Source organism: Pseudoxanthomonas sp. (assembly GCF_036845285.1).
Classification (GTDB): Bacteria; Pseudomonadota; Gammaproteobacteria; order Xanthomonadales; family Xanthomonadaceae; genus Pseudoxanthomonas_A.
The window spans coordinates 38944-55531 of record NZ_DAIUEE010000012.1; the positions used below are offsets into that span (position 1 = coordinate 38944).

The following is a 16588-nucleotide window of genomic DNA, read 5'->3' on the forward strand; positions in this document are numbered from 1 at the left end:
GTCCCGCCCGGTGGAGGGGCGCCTGATGCTATGCCTGTCGGCTTATTCCCACTCGATCGTCGCCGGCGGCTTGCCGGAGATGTCGTAGACCACGCGCGAAACGCCGCGCAGTTCGTTGATGATGCGGTTCGACACGGTGCCGAGGAAATCGTACGGCAGATGCGCCCAATGCGCGGTCATGAAGTCGATCGTCTCGACCGCGCGCAGTGCGATGACCCATTCATAGGCGCGCGCATCGCCCACCACGCCGACCGACTTGACCGGCAGGAACACCGCGAACGCTTGCGACGTCTTGTCGTACAGGTCGGCCTTGCGCAGCTCGTCGATGAAGATCGCATCGGCCTTGGCCAGCAGTTCGGCGTACTCCGGCTTCACTTCGCCGAGGATGCGCACGCCCAGGCCAGGCCCCGGGAACGGATGGCGATAGACCATCGTGCGCGGCAGGCCGAGTTCGACGCCGAGGCGGCGCACCTCGTCCTTGAACAGTTCGCGCAGCGGCTCGACCAGGCCGAGCTTCATGTGCTCGGGCAGGCCGCCGACATTGTGGTGGCTCTTGATGACGTGCGCCTTGCCGGTCTTGCTGCCGGCGGACTCGATCACGTCCGGGTAGATCGTGCCCTGCGCCAGCCACTTGGCGTTCTTCAGCTTGTTCGATTCTTCCTCGAAGATCTCGACGAACAGGTTGCCGATGATCTTGCGCTTGGCTTCCGGATCGGCAACCCCTTCCAACGCCCTGAAGTAACGTTCGGCGGCATTCACGCGCACGACCTTGACGCCCATGCCGCCCTTATCGGCTTCGTTGGCGAACATCGCCATCACCTGGTCGCCTTCCTGCCAGCGCAACAGGCCGGTGTCGACGAACACGCAGGTCAGCTGCTCGCCGATGGCCTTGTGCAGCAGCGCGGCGACGACCGACGAATCCACGCCGCCGGACAGGCCGAGGATCACCTCGTCCGTGCCAACCTGCTCGCGCACGCGCGCGATCTGGTCATCAATGATGTTGGCGGCGGTCCACAGCGTCTTGCAGCCGCAGATGTCCGCGACGAAACGGCGCAGCAGCGTCTGGCCCTGCTTGGTGTGCGTCACTTCCGGATGGAACTGCACGCCGTACCAGTGCTTCTCTTCCAGCGCCATCGCGGCGACGGGAATGCGGTCGGTGGTGGCGGTGACCGTCCAGCCCGGCGGCGCTTTGGCGACATGGTCGCCATGGCTCATCCACACGTCGATGCGCGGCTCGCCCTGGTGATCACTGAGGCCGCCCAGCAGCGCGTCATGCGCGACCAGTTGCACTTCGGCATGGCCGAACTCGCGCGCGTCGGCGGCTTCGGTCGCACCGCCCAGCTGCGCGGCCAGCGTCTGCATGCCGTAGCAGATGCCGAGGATCGGCAGGCCGCTGTCGAACACCTGCTGCGGCGCGGCGGGGGCGCCATGCTGCGTGGTGGATTCCGGACCGCCCGACAGGATGATGCCCTTGGCGCCGAACTTCGCGATCTCCTCCGGGTCGTGGTCCCACGCCCAGATTTCGCAGTAGACGCCGATCTCGCGGATGCGGCGGGCGATCAGCTGCGTGTACTGCGCGCCGAAGTCGAGGATGAGGATCTTGTCGTCGTGAAGCCGTGATTCGGGATTGGTGATTCGTGATTCGTTGGCACCCGACATGTGTTCTCTGCTCCGCTTTGATCTCTAACGAATCACCCATCACCCATCACGCCGGATGGGCATCAGCCCATCCGGTAGTTCGGCGGCTCTTTGGTGATCTGCACGTCGTGCACGTGGCTCTCGCGCTGGCCGGCGCCGGTGATGACGACGAACTTCGGCTTGCTGCGCATCTCTTCGATGGTCGCGCAGCCGACGTAGCCCATCGTGGCGCGCAGGCCACCGACGAGCTGGTGGATGATGCCGCCGACCGACCCGCGATACGGCACGCGGCCTTCGATGCCTTCCGGCACCAGCTTGTCGGCGTCGCTGGCATCCTGGAAGTAACGGTCCTTGGACCCCTTCTCCATCGCACCCAGGCTGCCCATGCCGCGGTAGCTCTTGTAGCTGCGGCCCTGGAACAGCTCGACTTCGCCCGGGGCTTCCTCGGTGCCGGCGAACAGGCCGCCGATCATCACCGTCGAAGCGCCGGCGGCGATCGCCTTGCCGATGTCGCCCGAGTAGCGGATGCCGCCATCGGCGATCAGCGGGATACGGTCCTGCAGCGCCTCGGCGACCATGTCGATCGCGGTGATCTGCGGCACGCCGACGCCGGCGACCATGCGCGTGGTGCAGATGGAACCCGGGCCGACACCGACCTTCACCGCGTCGGCCCCGGCGTCCATCAGCGCCAGCGCGGCATCGCCGGTGACGATGTTGCCACCGATGACCTGCAGTTGCGGGAAGCGCTTCTTGACCCAGCTGACGCGGTCCAGCACGCCCTGCGAATGCCCGTGCGCGGTGTCGACGATGATGACGTCCACGCCCGCGGCCACCAGCGCTTCCACGCGCTGGTCGGTATCGCCGCCCACGCCCACCGCGGCGCCGACGACCAGGCGGCTGGCGCTGTCCTTGGCGGCGTTGGGGTTGTCGGTCTTCTTCTGGATGTCCTTGACGGTGATCAGGCCGCGCAGGTCGAACGCGTCGTTGACCACCAGCACCTTCTCGATGCGGTGCTTGTGCAGCAGTTGCAGCACTTCGCCGTCGCTGGCGCCTTCGCGCACGGTGATCAGGCGATCCTTCTTGGTCATGATGTGGCGGACCGGATCGTCGAGCTTGGTTTCGAAGCGCATGTCGCGGCTGGTGACGATGCCGACCAGCTGGCCGCCGTCGACCACCGGCACGCCGGAGATGTTGCGCGCGCGGGTCAGCTTGAGCACCTCGGCAATCGTCGTCTCGGGTCCGACGGTGAAGGGTTCCTTGATGACGCCGGCCTCGAACTTCTTGACCTTGGCCACTTCGGCGGCCTGCTGTTCGACGGTCAGGTTCTTGTGCAGGATGCCGATGCCGCCCAGCTGGGCCATGGCGATGGCGAGGCGGGCTTCGGTGACCGTATCCATGGCGGCCGAGACGATCGGCAGCTTCAGCCGCAGGTCGCGCGTCAGGCGCGTTTCCAGGCTGACATCCTTGGGCAGGACGGTGGAATGGGCGGGGACGAGGGAGACGTCGTCGTACGTCAGTGCTTCAGCCTGGATGCGCAGCATCGGCGGGCCCGGGAGAGTTGGGGAAGCGCGGCATTATAGCCTGATTGGTGGGTCTTCCGGCGGGTGCTTCAGGCGGAACGATGCATTCCCGGCGCTGCTGCCGATGCGGGTCGCTGCGGACCCTGTCTGTGGGAGCGACGTAAGTCGCGATGAGGCTTGCCCGGCAGTCCATCGCGACTTACGTCGCTCCCACAACAGCCCGGCCGGGATCAGGGGACGGCGGCTTCCGCCGCTTCCAAGGTGTTCTGCATCAACGTGGCCACGGTCATCGGGCCGACGCCGCCGGGGACAGGGGTAATCCAGCTCGCCCGCTCGAACGCAGCCTCGAAGCCGACATCGCCCACCAGTCGTCCGTCGTCCAGCCGGTTGATGCCGACGTCGATGACCACGGCGCCTGGCTTGACCCACTCGCCCGGGATCAGCCCCGGCTTGCCTGCCGCGACCACAAGGATGTCGGCATCACCGACCCGGGCCTGCAGGACATCCCGCGGCGTGAATTTGTGGCAACTGGTGACCGTGCAACCCGCGATCAGCAGCTCCAGCGCCATCGGGCGGCCCACGTGGTTGCTGACACCGACGATGGTGGCATTGCGGCCACGCACCGGCTGGTCGGTATAGCCCAGCAACGTGGTGATGCCGCGCGGCGTGCACGGCCGCAGGCCGAACTGCCGCAGCGCCAGATGGCCGACGTTGGCGGGATGGAAGCCATCGACGTCCTTGCGCGGGTCGATGCGCTCGATCAGGCGCGTCGCGTCCGGGATGCCCGGCAACGGCAACTGCACCAGGATGCCGTGGATCTTCGGATCGGCATTCAGCTGGTCGATCAGCGCCAGCAGTTGTGCCTCGGTGGTACCGGCCGGCAGGTCGTGGTCGAAGGCCTCGATGCCGACCTTCTCGGCCGCGCGGCGCTTGTTGCGCACGTAGACCGTCGAGGCCGGATCGCCGCCGACCAGCACCACGGCCAGGCCCGGCCGGCCCTGTCCCGCCGCCAGGCGCACATCGACCCGGACCTTGAGTTGGTCCAGCAGGTTCTCGGCGATGCGGCGGCCGTCCAGGATTCGGGCAGTCATGGGGAGGTGCGGTGTAGAGTCGGTGCGTATTGTCCCCGATTCCGGCATGGGTGTCTGTGGGAGCGACGTCAGTCGCGACGACATGACCGCTTCATCGCCCTGATCCGCGACCGACACCACCCACGCCTCCACCGTTCTACGGATCGCCCTGATGACCGACACCACTGCCCTCGAAGCCGCCGCGTTCCGCCGCCTGCTTAACCACCTCAACGACGACCGCACCGATGTGCAGAACATCGACCTGATGATCCTCGCGGGCTTCTGCCGCAACTGCCTGGCGGACTGGTATAGGGATGCCGCGCAGGACGCGGGCATTGCCATGGACAAGGAGCAGGCACGCGAGCACGTCTATGGCATGCCGTTCGCGCAATGGAAGGCGCAGCACCAGCGCGAGGCCACGCCCCAGCAACTGGCCGCCTTCAAGGCCGCGCAGGAGCGGCATGCCTGAGCGGCGCATCCGTCGCATGCTTGCCTGGGCCGCCATCGCCGTCGCGGCCGTCTATCTGGCGCTGTGCGCCCTGCTCTATGTCCAGCAGCGCCGCCTGATCTATTACCCGCAGTTCACGCAGGCAGCGCCGGAACACACCGACCTCGCGATCACCCGCCCCGATGCCGTGCTGCGCGGCTGGGTCGTCAATCCCGGGCAACAGGACGCCGTGCTGTATTTCGGTGGCAATGCCGAATCCGTGGACGCCAATCGTGAGGCCTTCGCGCAGTGGTTGCTCTCGCACGCGGCGTACCTGGTCGCATACCGGGGATACGGTGCGAGCGATGGCGAACCTTCCGAAGCGGCGCTGCTGGCCGACGCGCTCGCGGTGTACGACGAAGTCGCGAAACGTCATCCGCTAGGCGATATCGCCGTCGTCGGCCGCAGCCTGGGCAGCGGCGTGGCGACGCACGTGGCAGCGCAGCGAGAGGTCGGGAACCTGGTGCTCATCACGCCGTTCGACAGCCTGGCGGCGGTCGCCCAGTCGCACTATCCGGTGTTCCCCGTGCGCCTGCTGCTGCGGGACCGCTACGATTCCGTCGCCCGGCTACCGCACCATCGCGGCAGGCTGCTGGTCTTGCGGTCAGGCCGGGATGCCGTGGTACCGCCGCCGCATACGGACCGATTGCTGGCGGTATTCAAACGGCCGGCGCGGGTGGTCGATTTCCCGCACGCGAGCCATGACGACCTGTCGGCCGATCCGGCCTATTGGCCGGCGATCAGGAACTTCCTGGCCCGCGATACCGATTGATACCGCGGACTATTCCTCTTCTTCCTCACCGATGATCTCGGCGGCTTCCTCGTTCAGCGCCTTTGCTTCGCGCTTGGGCTTGGTGAACGGTGTCGGCGTGGGTTTGACCGGCCGGTTGTTGCCGTAGAGCGCGGGAATTCCGGACTTGAGGTCTCCGCCGCCTGCGATCTCGAGTTCGAAGCGCTCCGCATCACGGCGCCGGATCTCCAGCGCGATGGCTTCGGCCTCCTCGCGCGACGTGCCGACGCTCATCAACACGGCCTGTCCGAACTCCACGGCGGATTCGAATGTCTCGCGGATCTGGAAATCCACGCCCGCTGCGATCAGCGCGAGCGAGTGCTCGCGGTCGAAGGAGCGCACCAGGACCTGCGCCTGCGCAAACTCGTGCCTGACCAGTTCCACGATACGGCTGGCAGCGTCCTTGTCGTCGATGCAGATGGCGATGGACTGCGCGGTCTGCGCGCCGCAGGCACGCAGGACATCCAGACGGGTGCCGTCGCCATAGTAGATCTTGAAGCCGAATTCTTCGGCGCTGCGGATCATCTCGATGTCGGTGTCGATGATGGTCACGTCCACGTCGCGGGCGAGCAGCGACTGGCTCATCACCTGGCCGAAACGGCCGAAGCCGATGATCAGCACGCTGCCGCTGAGTCCCTTGGCCTCCTCGATGCCTTCCATCGACGGCTTCTCGGGATGCGTGAAGCGGCGCAGCAACAGGACGAACAACGGCGTCAGCGCCATCGACAGCACGACGATGGCGGTCAGGTTGGCGTTGACGGTCGCGTCGATGATGCCTGCCGACGCGGCAGCGGCGAACAGCACGAAGGCGAACTCGCCACCCTGCGCCATCAGCACCGCGCGGTCGAGCGATTCGGCATGTCCGCTGCGGGTGATGCGCGCGACCACATAGATGCAGACGGCCTTGACCACCATCATCGCCAGTACGGCGCTGACGATCAGCGGCCAGTTCGCGGCCACCACGGCCAGGTCCAGCGCCATGCCGACGCCGAGGAAGAACAGGCCCAGCAGGATGCCGCGGAACGGCTCGATATCGGCTTCGATCTGGTGGCGGAAGGTCGACTCTGACAGCAGTACGCCGGCCAGGAAGGCGCCCATCGCCATCGACAGGCCGCCCAGCTGCATCAACAGCGCTGCACCCAGCACCACCAGCAGGGCGGCGGCGGTCATCACTTCGCGTGCCTTGGCGGCGGCGAGAATGCGGAAGAATGGATTGAGCAGCCAGATGCCCGCCGCGATCAGGCCTGCCAGCGACGCCACGCCGATGCCGATCGCCGCCCAGCTCGAGCCTTCCTGCGGCTGCACGACCTGTGGCGACATGAAGGCCACCAGCACCAGCAGCGGCACGATCAGCAGGTCTTCGAACAGCAGGATCGAGACCACCTTCTGTCCGTTCGGCAGGGCCACGTCGCCGCGTTCGGCCAGCAACTGCATCACCACTGCCGTGGAGGTCAGCACGAAGCCCATGCCGCCGACGAACGACACCGGCAGCGGATAGCCGAACAGCAGGCCGACGCCGGTCAACAGCAGCGTACACACCGCGATCTGCAGTGCCCCAAGCCCGAAGATCTGCTTGCGCAGGCTCCACAGGTGGCTGGGCCGCATCTCCAGGCCGATGACGAACAGGAACATCACCACGCCGAGCTCGGCGACGTGCAGGATGGACTGCGGATCGGAAAACCATTTCAGGCCGAAGGGGCCGATCGCGAGGCCGGCGGCCAGGTAACCCAGGACCGATCCCAGGCCCAGACGCCGGAAGATCGGAACGGCAACGACGGCGGCACCCAGCAGGGCGACGACACTGACCAGCTGGCTGGCACCGGATTCTGCACTCATGCCGGCAGTCTACCGGATGGTCCAGCGATGCCGCTCCTAGCCTGCGGTATGCGCGTGCGCGACGGCGTCCCCACGTCGCCGGTAGTACGCAGCCCACACCGTGACCAGCACCATCACCCCCGTGGTCAGTGTGCCCGCAGCCAGCAGGTTGACCCGCGGCAGCCATGGCCAGAGCGCGAGCAGTGCCGCGATGCCGATGACATGCGACAGCGGCAGGCGCCCGTACACCACGCGCTTGAACAGCGCATTGCCCAGCAGGTAGATCATCGGGCCACTCACGAGCACTGCGGCGTATGCGCCCTTCACCGGGTCCAGCGGGTGGGCGACCACCAGGTCGTCGGCCACGGCGCAGACGATGACGCCGGCGATCAGCAGCACGTGGACGTAATGGAAGTAGGCGCCCAGCCGGCCAGGGTCTTTCGAATGCTCGATCACATGCGCCGCGTCGCCGCTGGAAGTGTCGAAATACATCCACCACATGGCGACGCAACCGACGAACGACACCAGGAAGGCGACCCACACCGCCGTACCCGGGTGCGCCGCATGCCCGAATGACGCGCCGGTCGCCAGCACGGATTCGCCCAGCGCGATGATGACGAACAATTGGCAGCGTTCCGCCAGGTGTCCCCCATCGATGGTCCAGTCGGACGTCTGCGAGCGCCCGAGTCCCGGGACCGGAAAGCCCGCCATCGGCGACAGGTACTCGCAGCCCACCGCCAGCAACCACAGCGCCAGGCGCGTGCTTCCCTCGTTCAGGCCGCCCGCGATCCACAGCGTGGCCGATACCAGCAACCAGCACAGGATGCGCAGGAAGTTGGGCGTCAGCAGGTGCCTGCGGCCGAGGCTGTACAGCACGAAGAGCGTCCGCCCCACCTGGATGGCGGCGAAGCTGCAGGCGAACAGCAGCCCGCGCTCGCCGAACGCCTCTGGAATGGCGGCGGACACCAGCAGGGCCAACCCCATCAGCACCATCAGCATGGTGCGGATGACCAGGTGCTCCGGATTGAACCAGTTGCTGACCCAGGCCGTGTACTGCCAGCCCAGCCAGACCGCGAACCACAGCGTCGCCGTCTGCACCACGCCCAGCCAGGTCAGGTGCTCAAGCAGATGGTGCGACAGCTGGGTGATGGCGAAGACGTAGACCAGGTCGAAGAACAGCTCGACATTGGCCACGCGGGCGGGCTGCCCGGCGGGACGCAGGAGCGGATGTGCGGGGTTCGTCACGACGGTGGCTCCGGAAGGTCCGATGGTGTCAGCGCTGCCTCGTCTTCCACGCCCACCACCACCCTGCCGCGACCGGCACCAGGTAGATTCCCGCCTGGATGGGCAGCTCTTCCTGCAGCGAGTAGCCGTGCGACATGCCCGTGCGCAGGTTCCACAGCACGGCCGCCAGCCAGCCGACGCTGAGGACCACCATCACGGTGCGACGCTTGCCGGGACTGGCCAGCGACATCGCGATACCCACCAGCAGCAGGCCGACGGCGATGAAGATCAAGGTACGCATGGAAGTCCTCTTCGATGGTGGTGGTGCGACCTCCCCACGTTATCGCAAGGGCGCGTCGCGCGACATGGGGCGGGCGGCGCTTCGCCTCCCACCCGCAGGGATCACTTGGTGGTGTAACCGCCATTGATCAGGATGGTCTGCCCGGTGATCCACCAGCCATCGCTGACCAGATGGCGGATGAAGGGCACCACGTCCTCGATGTCGGTCAGGCCGGTCTTGCTGTGGGGCGACAGCGCGGCGGCGGTCCTGTGGTACGCGACGGCATCCGCGCCCTCGGCCGGATAGAAGAAGGACGTGTCCATCGGGCCCGGACCGATGGCGGTCACCGAAATGCCGCGCGCGCCGAACTCCTTGGCCGCGGCGCGGGTGAAGTGCTCCACCGGCGCCTTGGTGCCGGCGTACGAGGCGTAAAACGGCGTGAATGCGCCCAGCAGCGAGGTGACCAGCGTGACCACCTTGCCGTTGTCGTTGACGTGCCGGCCGGCCTCCTTGAGGAAGAAGAACGCGGCCTTGGCATTGACCGCGGACATCTCGTCGTACTCGGCTTCGGAGATCTCGGTGATCGGCTTTTTCAGCACCTTGCCGACCGTATTGATGGCGATGTCGGGGCGGCCGACCGCGGCGATGGTGTCGGTAAACAGGCGCTCCATCGCGGCGGCACTGGTCAGGTCGCCCTGCAACGCGACCGCCTTCGTACCGGCGGCCTGGATGGCGGCGACGGTCGCCTCGGCGTCGGCCTGGCTGGCGGCGCTGTTGTAGTGGATCGCGATGGCGGCAGCGCCCTGCTGCGCCAGATCGCGGGCGATCAGGCCGCCCAGGTTCTTGGCGCCTCCGGCGATCAGTGCGACTTTGCCGCGAATGGAATGGTCGGTCATGCAACGCTCCTACAGGGACAGGAAGGGGAAGCTCCGGTGCGGGCGGCGTGTAGGCAACCCTGCGGAACGGTCCTAAGATGCGTGCGAAGCAGTCCGCCCGGCTTTCACGATGTCCGATCCGCTGTCAAATTCTCCGGCGCACGATGGATGGGAGTCTTCGCGCGAGGCTACCGCGGCGGCGGACGCCGGAATGCCGCCCTATACCGTGCTGGCGCAGGCCAACTGGCCGGGCGTTGAACTGCTGGTCTGCCGCGAGGACATCCGCCAGCGGACGCTGTGGGCCATCGACCAGCCCCGCCACACCGTCATCGTCCATCTCGGTGGCACGATGCGCGAGCTGGAAACCGAGATCGACGGCGCGGGATCGACCCATGCCCCGCCCTCCCCCGGCGACATCTGGCTGGTGCCCGCCAGGCGTCGCTACGCCAGCCAAGCCTGCGGACAGATCATCACCTACGCCGAACTGCGCCTGTCGCCGGCCGCCGACGTGGATGTGGGCCGGGAGGCATGCGTTCCGCTGGAAGACCTGATGCCCCGCCTCGGCCACCGCGACGAGTTCCTGCACTACAGCGTCGCGCGACTGGGCCGGCTCAGCCGGAACGGCGACGACCTGTCGGTGATGATGGCCGAGCGCCTGCAGTGGGTGCTGCGCCAGCATCTGTACGACGGCTACCGGTTGCCCGTGGTGACCCGGCCGGCGTCGGCCTCGCTGACGGTGTCCGCGGCGCGTCGCTTGTGCGACCACATCGAAAGCCGGCTGGACCAGCGCATCACCCTCGCGGAGCTGGCCGCCCTGGTCGACATGAGCGTGCACCAGTTGCTGATCGCCTTCCGGCGCAACTTCGGCACCACGCCGGCGCAGTACGTCCTGGCGCACCGCCTTCGCCGCGCCCGCTGGCACCTGCTCAATGGCAACGCCGACATCGCGGACATCGCGTTCGACTGCGGCTTCGCCAGCCACAGCCACCTCAGCGCCGCGTTCAAGCGCGACACCGGCATCACCCCGCGCCAGTTCCGCGAGGGGTTGCGCATGCGCGCGGTGTATTGATCAGGACGGGCGGCAGAACGCGGCGTAGTCGATGTAGCCCGGGAACGGCCGACCGGCAGCGCAGACCGGGCAGTCCGGATCATGGCGCAGGCGCGTTTCCCGGAAGCGCATGGCCAGCGCATCGAAATGCAGCAAGCGGCCGGCGAGCGTTTCACCGACACCCAGCAGCAGTTTGATCACTTCGGTGGCCTGCAACAGGCCGATCACGCCGGGCAGCACGCCGAGTACGCCGGCCTCGGCGCAGTTGGGGGCGAATTCCGGTGGCGGCGGCTCCGGGAACAGGCACCGGTAGCACGGCTGCACGCCGCGATGGCGTCCCGCATCGAACACACTCACCTGGCCTTCGAAACGTTGCACGGCGCCGTACACCAGCGGCGTGCCGAGCTTCACGCAGGCGTCATTGAGCAGGTAGCGGGCCGGAAAGTTGTCGGCGCCATCCAGCACCACGTCCACGCCTTCCAGCAGGCGCTCGACATTCTCCGCCGTGACGCGTTCGGCGACCGCTTCCACCTGCGTGCGTGGATTGAGCGCCGCCAGCGTCGCCTGCGCCGACGCCACCTTCGGCGTACCGATGCGGGCTTCGGTATGCAGGATCTGGCGCTGCAGGTTGCTGCGATCGACGATGTCGTCGTCCGCGATGCGCAACTGCCCTACCCCGGCGGCCGCCAGGTAGAAGCCGGCCGGCGAACCCAGTCCGCCCGCGCCGATCATCAATACGCGGGACTGCTGAAGGCGTTGCTGGCCAGCGACGCCCACTTCGGGCAGCAGCAGGTGGCGCGAGTAACGCTCGTTGAAGTCACGGGTGTCGTCAGACATCGCCGGCATCACGATCGGACGTTGCTCCTCGATCCAGCGCGAGGTGCCGCCCGCGACGGACGCCAGGCGGCGGTAGCCGGCGGCTTCCAGCACGCGGGCCGCATCCATCGACCGGCCGCCCTTCTGGCAGATCAGCACGATGCTGGCGTCTCGATCCGGCAGATGGGTCACCGGATCGCGTTCCAGCTCGCCCTTGGCGATGCCGCGCGCACCTTCGGCCTGACCGCCGACGCGTTCGTGCTCCTCGCGCACGTCGATGAACACGCTGCCCTGCGCGAGCAGCGCGGCAACGTCACGGGGATCGATTTCGCGGATGGCCATGCGGCGATTATCGCGCAAGTCGCGGCGCGAGCTGGCTCAGCAGCCGATCACGTCCACCACATCGCCGGCACGGTAGTCGTGCGCGCCTTCGGGAAAAACGATCAGCGCATTGCTGTCCGCCGCGGCACGCAGTTGGTGCGACGCATCGGCGGTGTTTGGCATCGCCTGAAGTCGTCCGTCGGGCGTGCTGTCCAACCGGCCACGCAGGAACTCAAGACGCTCGTGCTGTTTCTTCCACGGGGCGCCGAGCACGGCCTTCCATTGCGGGCGTGGCTCACGCCGGCGCTGCAGTCCGTCCAGCAGTTCACGTCCCAGCGTCAGGAAGGTCGCCAGCACGGAGACCGGATTGCCGGGCAGGCCCAGGAACAGGGCACGATCCATCTCGCCGAACAGCACCGGCATGCCGGGCTTCATCCGCACCTTCCAGAAATGGATGCGGCCGTGCTCCGCCAGCAGGCCGGGCAGATGGTCCTTCTCTCCCGCCGAGACGCCACCGCAGGTGATGACCACATCGAACGCCGTGGCGGCATCGGTGAGCATGGTCGTCATGCGCTCCGGATCGTCGGGCAGGCTGGGCCACGCGGTCGGCTCCAGGCCTTCCGCGCGCAGCAGCGCCATCAACAACTCGCGGTTGCTGTTGTAGATCTGGCCAGGCGCCAGTGGCAGCCCCGGTTCCACCAGTTCGTCACCGGTGGTGAATACGGCGACGGTCGGACGCTGCGTGACGGCCAGCGATGCGACCCCCAGGGCTGCGGCGAGCGACGCGCGCGCCGGCGTCAGCAGGCAACCTTCCTCGAGTACCAGAACGCCGGCACGCACATCCTCGCCACGGCGGCGGACATCCGCTCCGGCGGCGATACCCGCCGGTACGCGGACGACGACGCCCTCCTCGACGCAGTCCTCCTTGATGGCGACCGTGTCCGTACCGCGCGGCAGCGGTGCGCCGGTGGTGATGCGGACGCATTCACCCGGCGCCACGTCCAGGTCCTGCAGGAGACCGGCGAACTGTTCTCCCGCGAGTCGCAGGGCCATCGGCCCCTCCGCCGAAAGACTGCCATGCGCGAAGGCGAAGCCGTCCATGCGGCTGTTGTCGAAGGGCGGCAGGGCGATCGGCGAGGTGATCGCCTCGGCCAGCACGCGACCGCTGGCGCGGGTGACCGGCACGCGCTCGGCCTTCAACATCCGCTTGCCCGCGACGTCGCGGATGATCTCTGCGGCGGTGGCGAATTCGATGCGGGTCGGGTAACCCGTCACTTGCCGCGCTTGACGTGCCGGATCAGGCGGCGCTTCTTCGCGATCTGCTTCTCGGTCAGCACGTTCTTCTTGCCTTCGTAGGGATTGGCGCCCTCGCGGAAGATGAAACGTACCGGCGTACCGACCAGCTTGAAGCGCTTGCGGAAGAAGTTTTCCAGGTAGCGCTTGTACGACTCCGGCAGCACTTTCAGGCGCGTGCCGTGGACGATGAACGTCGGCGGATTGGCGCCGCCTGGATGCACGTAACGCAACTTGGAGACGTGGCCGCGGATGCTCGGCGGCGGGTTGGTTTCGTACGCGACCTCCAGCGCCTTGTTGACCTCGCTGGTACCGAATTCCCTGGTTGCAGAGGCGTGCGCGCGGTGGATCGCCTTGAACAGCTCGCGCAGGCCGGAGCCATGCAGCGCGGAAATGCGCACGACCTCGGCCCACTCGACGAAGCCCAGCTTTCGGGCCAGCAGGGCTTCGGCCTGTTCGCGCTGGTAGGTGGTCAGCCCGTCCCACTTGTTGATCGCGACCACCAGCGCACGTCCGGCATCGAGCACGGCACCCAGCACGCTCGCGTCCTGGTCGGTCACGCCCTCGGTGGCGTCCAGCAGCAACACGGCCACCTGGCATTGCTCGATGGCCTGCAGCGTCTTGACCACGCTGAACTTCTCGACCGCCTCTTCCACCTTGCCCTTGCGGCGCAGGCCGGCGGTATCGATCAGGCGGTACTGGCGGCCATCGCGCTCCATGTCCACGGCGATCGAGTCGCGCGTGGTGCCGGGTACTTCGGACGCGATCATGCGCTCCTCGCCCAGCAGGCGGTTCACCAGCGTGGACTTGCCCACGTTGGGGCGACCGACGAACGCAACGCGCATGCGGTTGGGATCGTTGTCCAGGCCGGCGGTCGCTCCCTCTTCCGGCAGGCGCTGGTGCACTTCTTCCAGCAGGTCGTCGATGCCCTGGCGATGCGAGGCCGAGATGGTGATGACGTCCGCGAAACCATAGCGTGCGAAGTCCGCGATCGCCGTGGTCTCGTTGATGCCGTCGATCTTGTTGATCACCAGCAGCGTGGGGCGCGCGGCCTTGCGCAGCCAGGCCAGGATCTCGTCGTCGAGCGCGGAGGCGCCTTCGCGGCCGTCCACGATGAACAGCACCAGGTCGGCCTCTTCGGCGGCGGCACGTGCCTGGCGCGCGGTCGCGCCCGCGAGTCCTTCCTCTTCACCGGCGATGCCGCCGGTATCGACCACCAGGAACGGATCTTCCTCGTCCAGGCGGCAGACCCCGTAATTGCGGTCGCGGGTCACGCCCGGCTGGTCGTGCACCAGGGCGTCACGACTGCGGGTCAGTGCGTTGAACAGGGTGGACTTGCCGACGTTGGGACGGCCCACCAGGGCGACGAGGGGCAGCATGCAGAGGGCAACCGTATAGAGGAGGGTCGCCGGAGGCGGGTCGCCACGCGGTTCGCGCGGCTGCTCCGGTCGGCCGAAAGGGCCGCCATGGTATCGGAATACGCCCCCTTCCGCGAAAAAGGGCCGCAATGCGGCCCTTTCCGGGACTAGGAAGGCGTGGCGCGGCCACGCCCTCCGTGTCAGGTCACTTGAAGCCGAATGCGGTCAGTCCGCCTTCCACGTCCTGGACCAGCAGGATGCCGTCGGCCACGACCGGCTTGCCACGGATGGCCTTGCCGCCGACGCGTGCACGGGCGGCCACCTCGCCGTTGTCCGTCTTCAGCCAGTGCAGGTACCCATCGAAGTCGCCCACCACGGCGTAGTCGCCATGGATCGTCGGCGCAGTCAGCGAGCGGCGGGCAAGCGTGGTGTTCGACCACAGTGCGCCGCCGTTGTACTTGTCCAGCCCCCACACCGTACCTGCCGGGTCGGACACGATGACGGCACTGCTGGTCACGCCCAGGCCACCCGCGCCGCCATTGTCGCGCGTCCAGAGTGGACGGCCGGACGGACCTTCGAGGGCGACCGTTTCCTTCTTGAAGCTCGTGGCGTACAGCGTCGTCCCCTCGAGCACGGGGGCGCCGTCGACGTCGGCCATGCGCTCCAGCTCACTCCGGCCCTCGGGCATGCCGACCGCCTGCGTCCACATGGGACGGCCGTCGTTGGCCGCCAGCGCGGTGACCGTTCCGTCGTCGCTGCCGGCGAACACCACACCCGGACCCAGGACGACCGGCGCGTTGCCACGCACGGTCAGGCTGGGGAGTTCGTTGTTCCAGAACCAGCGACGCTCGCCGTTGTCCGACGACAACGCCGTCACTCGTCCATCGTTGGTGCGGACATAGACCATGCCCTGGCCGATGGCCGGCGCCGCGATGACCTCGTTGGGCACCTTGGCCTGCCACTTTTCCGCTCCGGTTGCAGCGTCCAGCACGATGACCAGCCCGTCGAGCGTACCCACGGCCACCAGCCCCTGACCCACTCCCGGCCCACCCGAAAGGCGCAGGTCGGACTTGTACTGCCACACCTGCTTGCCCGTCTGCAGGTCGTATGCACGCACGCCACCTTCGACCGCTGCAGCATAGACGCGGCCATCCTCGACCACCGGCACCTGCTGCAGGCCAAGGCGCTTCTCGCCCTTGCCGACGTTGGCACTCCACAGTTTGGCGACGGACGCCGACGGCGTTATGTCGACGAGTTCGGCCGGATCGACCGGCTTCTCGCCCTCCTTGCCCTTGCCGGAGAACCAGCCTTTCACGGTGCTGCAACCGCCAAGGGCAACGATGATCGCGACAGTCGCGGCCACGCGGACAACGGGTGTCATGGCACGCGTCATGCGGCACCTCCGGCCTTCGGCGGAGTTCCGCCCGCATCGATCAGTTTCAATTCCACCAGCCGGCGCTGCGGCGACACCGCATCCAGCGTGGCCAGTGCACGGGTGTAGGCTTCCTGCGCTTCCTTGGCCTTGCCGGTCGCGAGCAACGCATCGCCACGAACCTCCAGGCTGGACGCATCGGTCGCCTTGTCCAGCACCTTCAGGGCTTCATCGTGCTTGCCTGCATCGATCAACAGGCGCGCCAGACGGAGATTGACCAGCGGCCGGAGTGCGTCATCGGGCGTAAGCGCTCGCAGTGTGGCGATGGCGGCATCGCGTTCTCCAGCCTGCAATTGCGCCTTGGCGAGCTGCAGGCCGGCGACGTCGGCGTAAAGCTCGTCCTCCTTCACCAGCGCGTCGACCGCGCCCTGCGTCTGCTTCAGGTCGCCGCTGGCGAGGCCTTCGACCGCTGTCTGGTAGCTCAGGTAGGCCTGTTCCTTCTTCCCCGCCTGATCCTTCTGCCACCACTGCCAGCCGAAGATGACACCCAGGCCAAGGACTACGCCTCCCAGCAAACCGGCACCATTGTTTCTCAGCCAGCTGCGGACGCGTTCGCTTTGTTCGTGCTCATCGAGCAGATCATCAATCGCCATGCGCTCTCTTGCCCCGCCTCGAGCGGGG

At 67.3% G+C, this 16588-nt stretch carries 15 protein-coding genes; 3 read left to right on the top strand and 12 right to left on the bottom strand.

Annotated elements, in window-relative coordinates; genetic code table 11:
- Positions 1–42 precede the first annotated feature (42 nt).
- The 3 genes from guaA to folD form a co-directional block, all read right to left on the bottom strand.
- Positions 43–1659, bottom strand: coding sequence for a glutamine-hydrolyzing GMP synthase (gene guaA / locus V7060_RS14250; protein WP_334179916.1), 1617 nt, complete (start codon positions 1657–1659; stop codon positions 43–45).
- A 62-nt stretch (positions 1660–1721) separates the two neighbouring features.
- Positions 1722–3179, bottom strand: a complete 1458-nt coding sequence (gene guaB / locus V7060_RS14255; protein WP_334179917.1) for an IMP dehydrogenase — start codon at positions 3177–3179, stop codon at positions 1722–1724.
- 209 nt (positions 3180–3388) lie between these two features.
- A complete protein-coding gene (gene folD / locus V7060_RS14260; protein WP_334179918.1) occupies positions 3389–4249 on the bottom strand; it encodes a bifunctional methylenetetrahydrofolate dehydrogenase/methenyltetrahydrofolate cyclohydrolase FolD in 861 nt (286 codons plus the stop codon).
- A 151-nt stretch (positions 4250–4400) separates the two neighbouring features.
- Between folD and V7060_RS14265 the strand changes: the two genes are divergently transcribed.
- Positions 4401–4697, top strand: a complete 297-nt coding sequence (locus V7060_RS14265; RefSeq protein WP_334179919.1) for a DUF1244 domain-containing protein — start codon at positions 4401–4403, stop codon at positions 4695–4697.
- Positions 4698–4713: 16 nt separating this feature from the next.
- A complete protein-coding gene (locus V7060_RS14270; protein ID WP_334179920.1) occupies positions 4714–5487 on the top strand; it encodes an alpha/beta hydrolase in 774 nt (257 codons plus the stop codon).
- A 9-nt stretch (positions 5488–5496) separates the two neighbouring features.
- On the opposite strand, the gene V7060_RS14275 is transcribed toward V7060_RS14270, so the two are convergent.
- The 4 genes from V7060_RS14275 to V7060_RS14290 all read right to left on the bottom strand — a co-directional run bounded on the left by V7060_RS14275 (position 5497) and on the right by V7060_RS14290 (position 9720).
- Positions 5497–7341: a monovalent cation:proton antiporter-2 (CPA2) family protein gene (locus V7060_RS14275; RefSeq protein WP_334179921.1), complete on the bottom strand. Its 1845-nt coding sequence runs from the start codon at positions 7339–7341 to the stop codon at positions 5497–5499.
- Between the two features lie 36 nt (positions 7342–7377).
- A complete protein-coding gene (locus tag V7060_RS14280) occupies positions 7378–8565 on the bottom strand; it encodes a low temperature requirement protein A (protein ID WP_334179922.1) in 1188 nt (395 codons plus the stop codon).
- A gap of 28 nt (positions 8566–8593) precedes the next feature.
- Entirely contained in the window at positions 8594–8845 is a 252-nt protein-coding gene (locus V7060_RS14285) for a hypothetical protein (RefSeq protein WP_334179923.1), read from the bottom strand.
- A 101-nt stretch (positions 8846–8946) separates the two neighbouring features.
- Entirely contained in the window at positions 8947–9720 is a 774-nt protein-coding gene (locus tag V7060_RS14290; protein WP_334179924.1) for an SDR family oxidoreductase, read from the bottom strand.
- Positions 9721–9910: 190 nt separating this feature from the next.
- On the opposite strand from V7060_RS14290, the gene V7060_RS14295 reads away from it, so the two are divergent.
- Complete coding sequence (locus tag V7060_RS14295) at positions 9911–10768, top strand: AraC family transcriptional regulator (protein WP_334179925.1); 858 nt, start codon at positions 9911–9913, stop codon at positions 10766–10768.
- On the opposite strand, the gene moeB is transcribed toward V7060_RS14295, so the two are convergent.
- The 5 genes from moeB to V7060_RS14320 all read right to left on the bottom strand — a co-directional run bounded on the left by moeB (position 10769) and on the right by V7060_RS14320 (position 16560).
- The gene (moeB, locus tag V7060_RS14300) at positions 10769–11923 is read right to left on the bottom strand and encodes a molybdopterin-synthase adenylyltransferase MoeB (protein WP_334179926.1); all 1155 of its coding nucleotides are present in this window, start codon (positions 11921–11923) and stop codon (positions 10769–10771) included. It abuts the gene before it with no gap.
- Between the two features lie 18 nt (positions 11924–11941).
- Positions 11942–13159, bottom strand: a complete 1218-nt coding sequence (gene glp, locus V7060_RS14305) for a gephyrin-like molybdotransferase Glp (protein ID WP_334179927.1) — start codon at positions 13157–13159, stop codon at positions 11942–11944.
- The gene (gene der / locus V7060_RS14310; protein WP_334179928.1) at positions 13156–14556 is read right to left on the bottom strand and encodes a ribosome biogenesis GTPase Der; all 1401 of its coding nucleotides are present in this window, start codon (positions 14554–14556) and stop codon (positions 13156–13158) included. Before der ends, glp begins: the two co-directional genes overlap by 4 nt.
- A 184-nt stretch (positions 14557–14740) precedes the next feature.
- A complete protein-coding gene (gene bamB / locus V7060_RS14315; RefSeq protein WP_334180005.1) occupies positions 14741–15916 on the bottom strand; it encodes an outer membrane protein assembly factor BamB in 1176 nt (391 codons plus the stop codon).
- Between the two features lie 8 nt (positions 15917–15924).
- Positions 15925–16560: a tetratricopeptide repeat protein gene (locus V7060_RS14320; protein ID WP_334179929.1), complete on the bottom strand. Its 636-nt coding sequence runs from the start codon at positions 16558–16560 to the stop codon at positions 15925–15927.
- Positions 16561–16588: the final 28 nt, after the last annotated feature.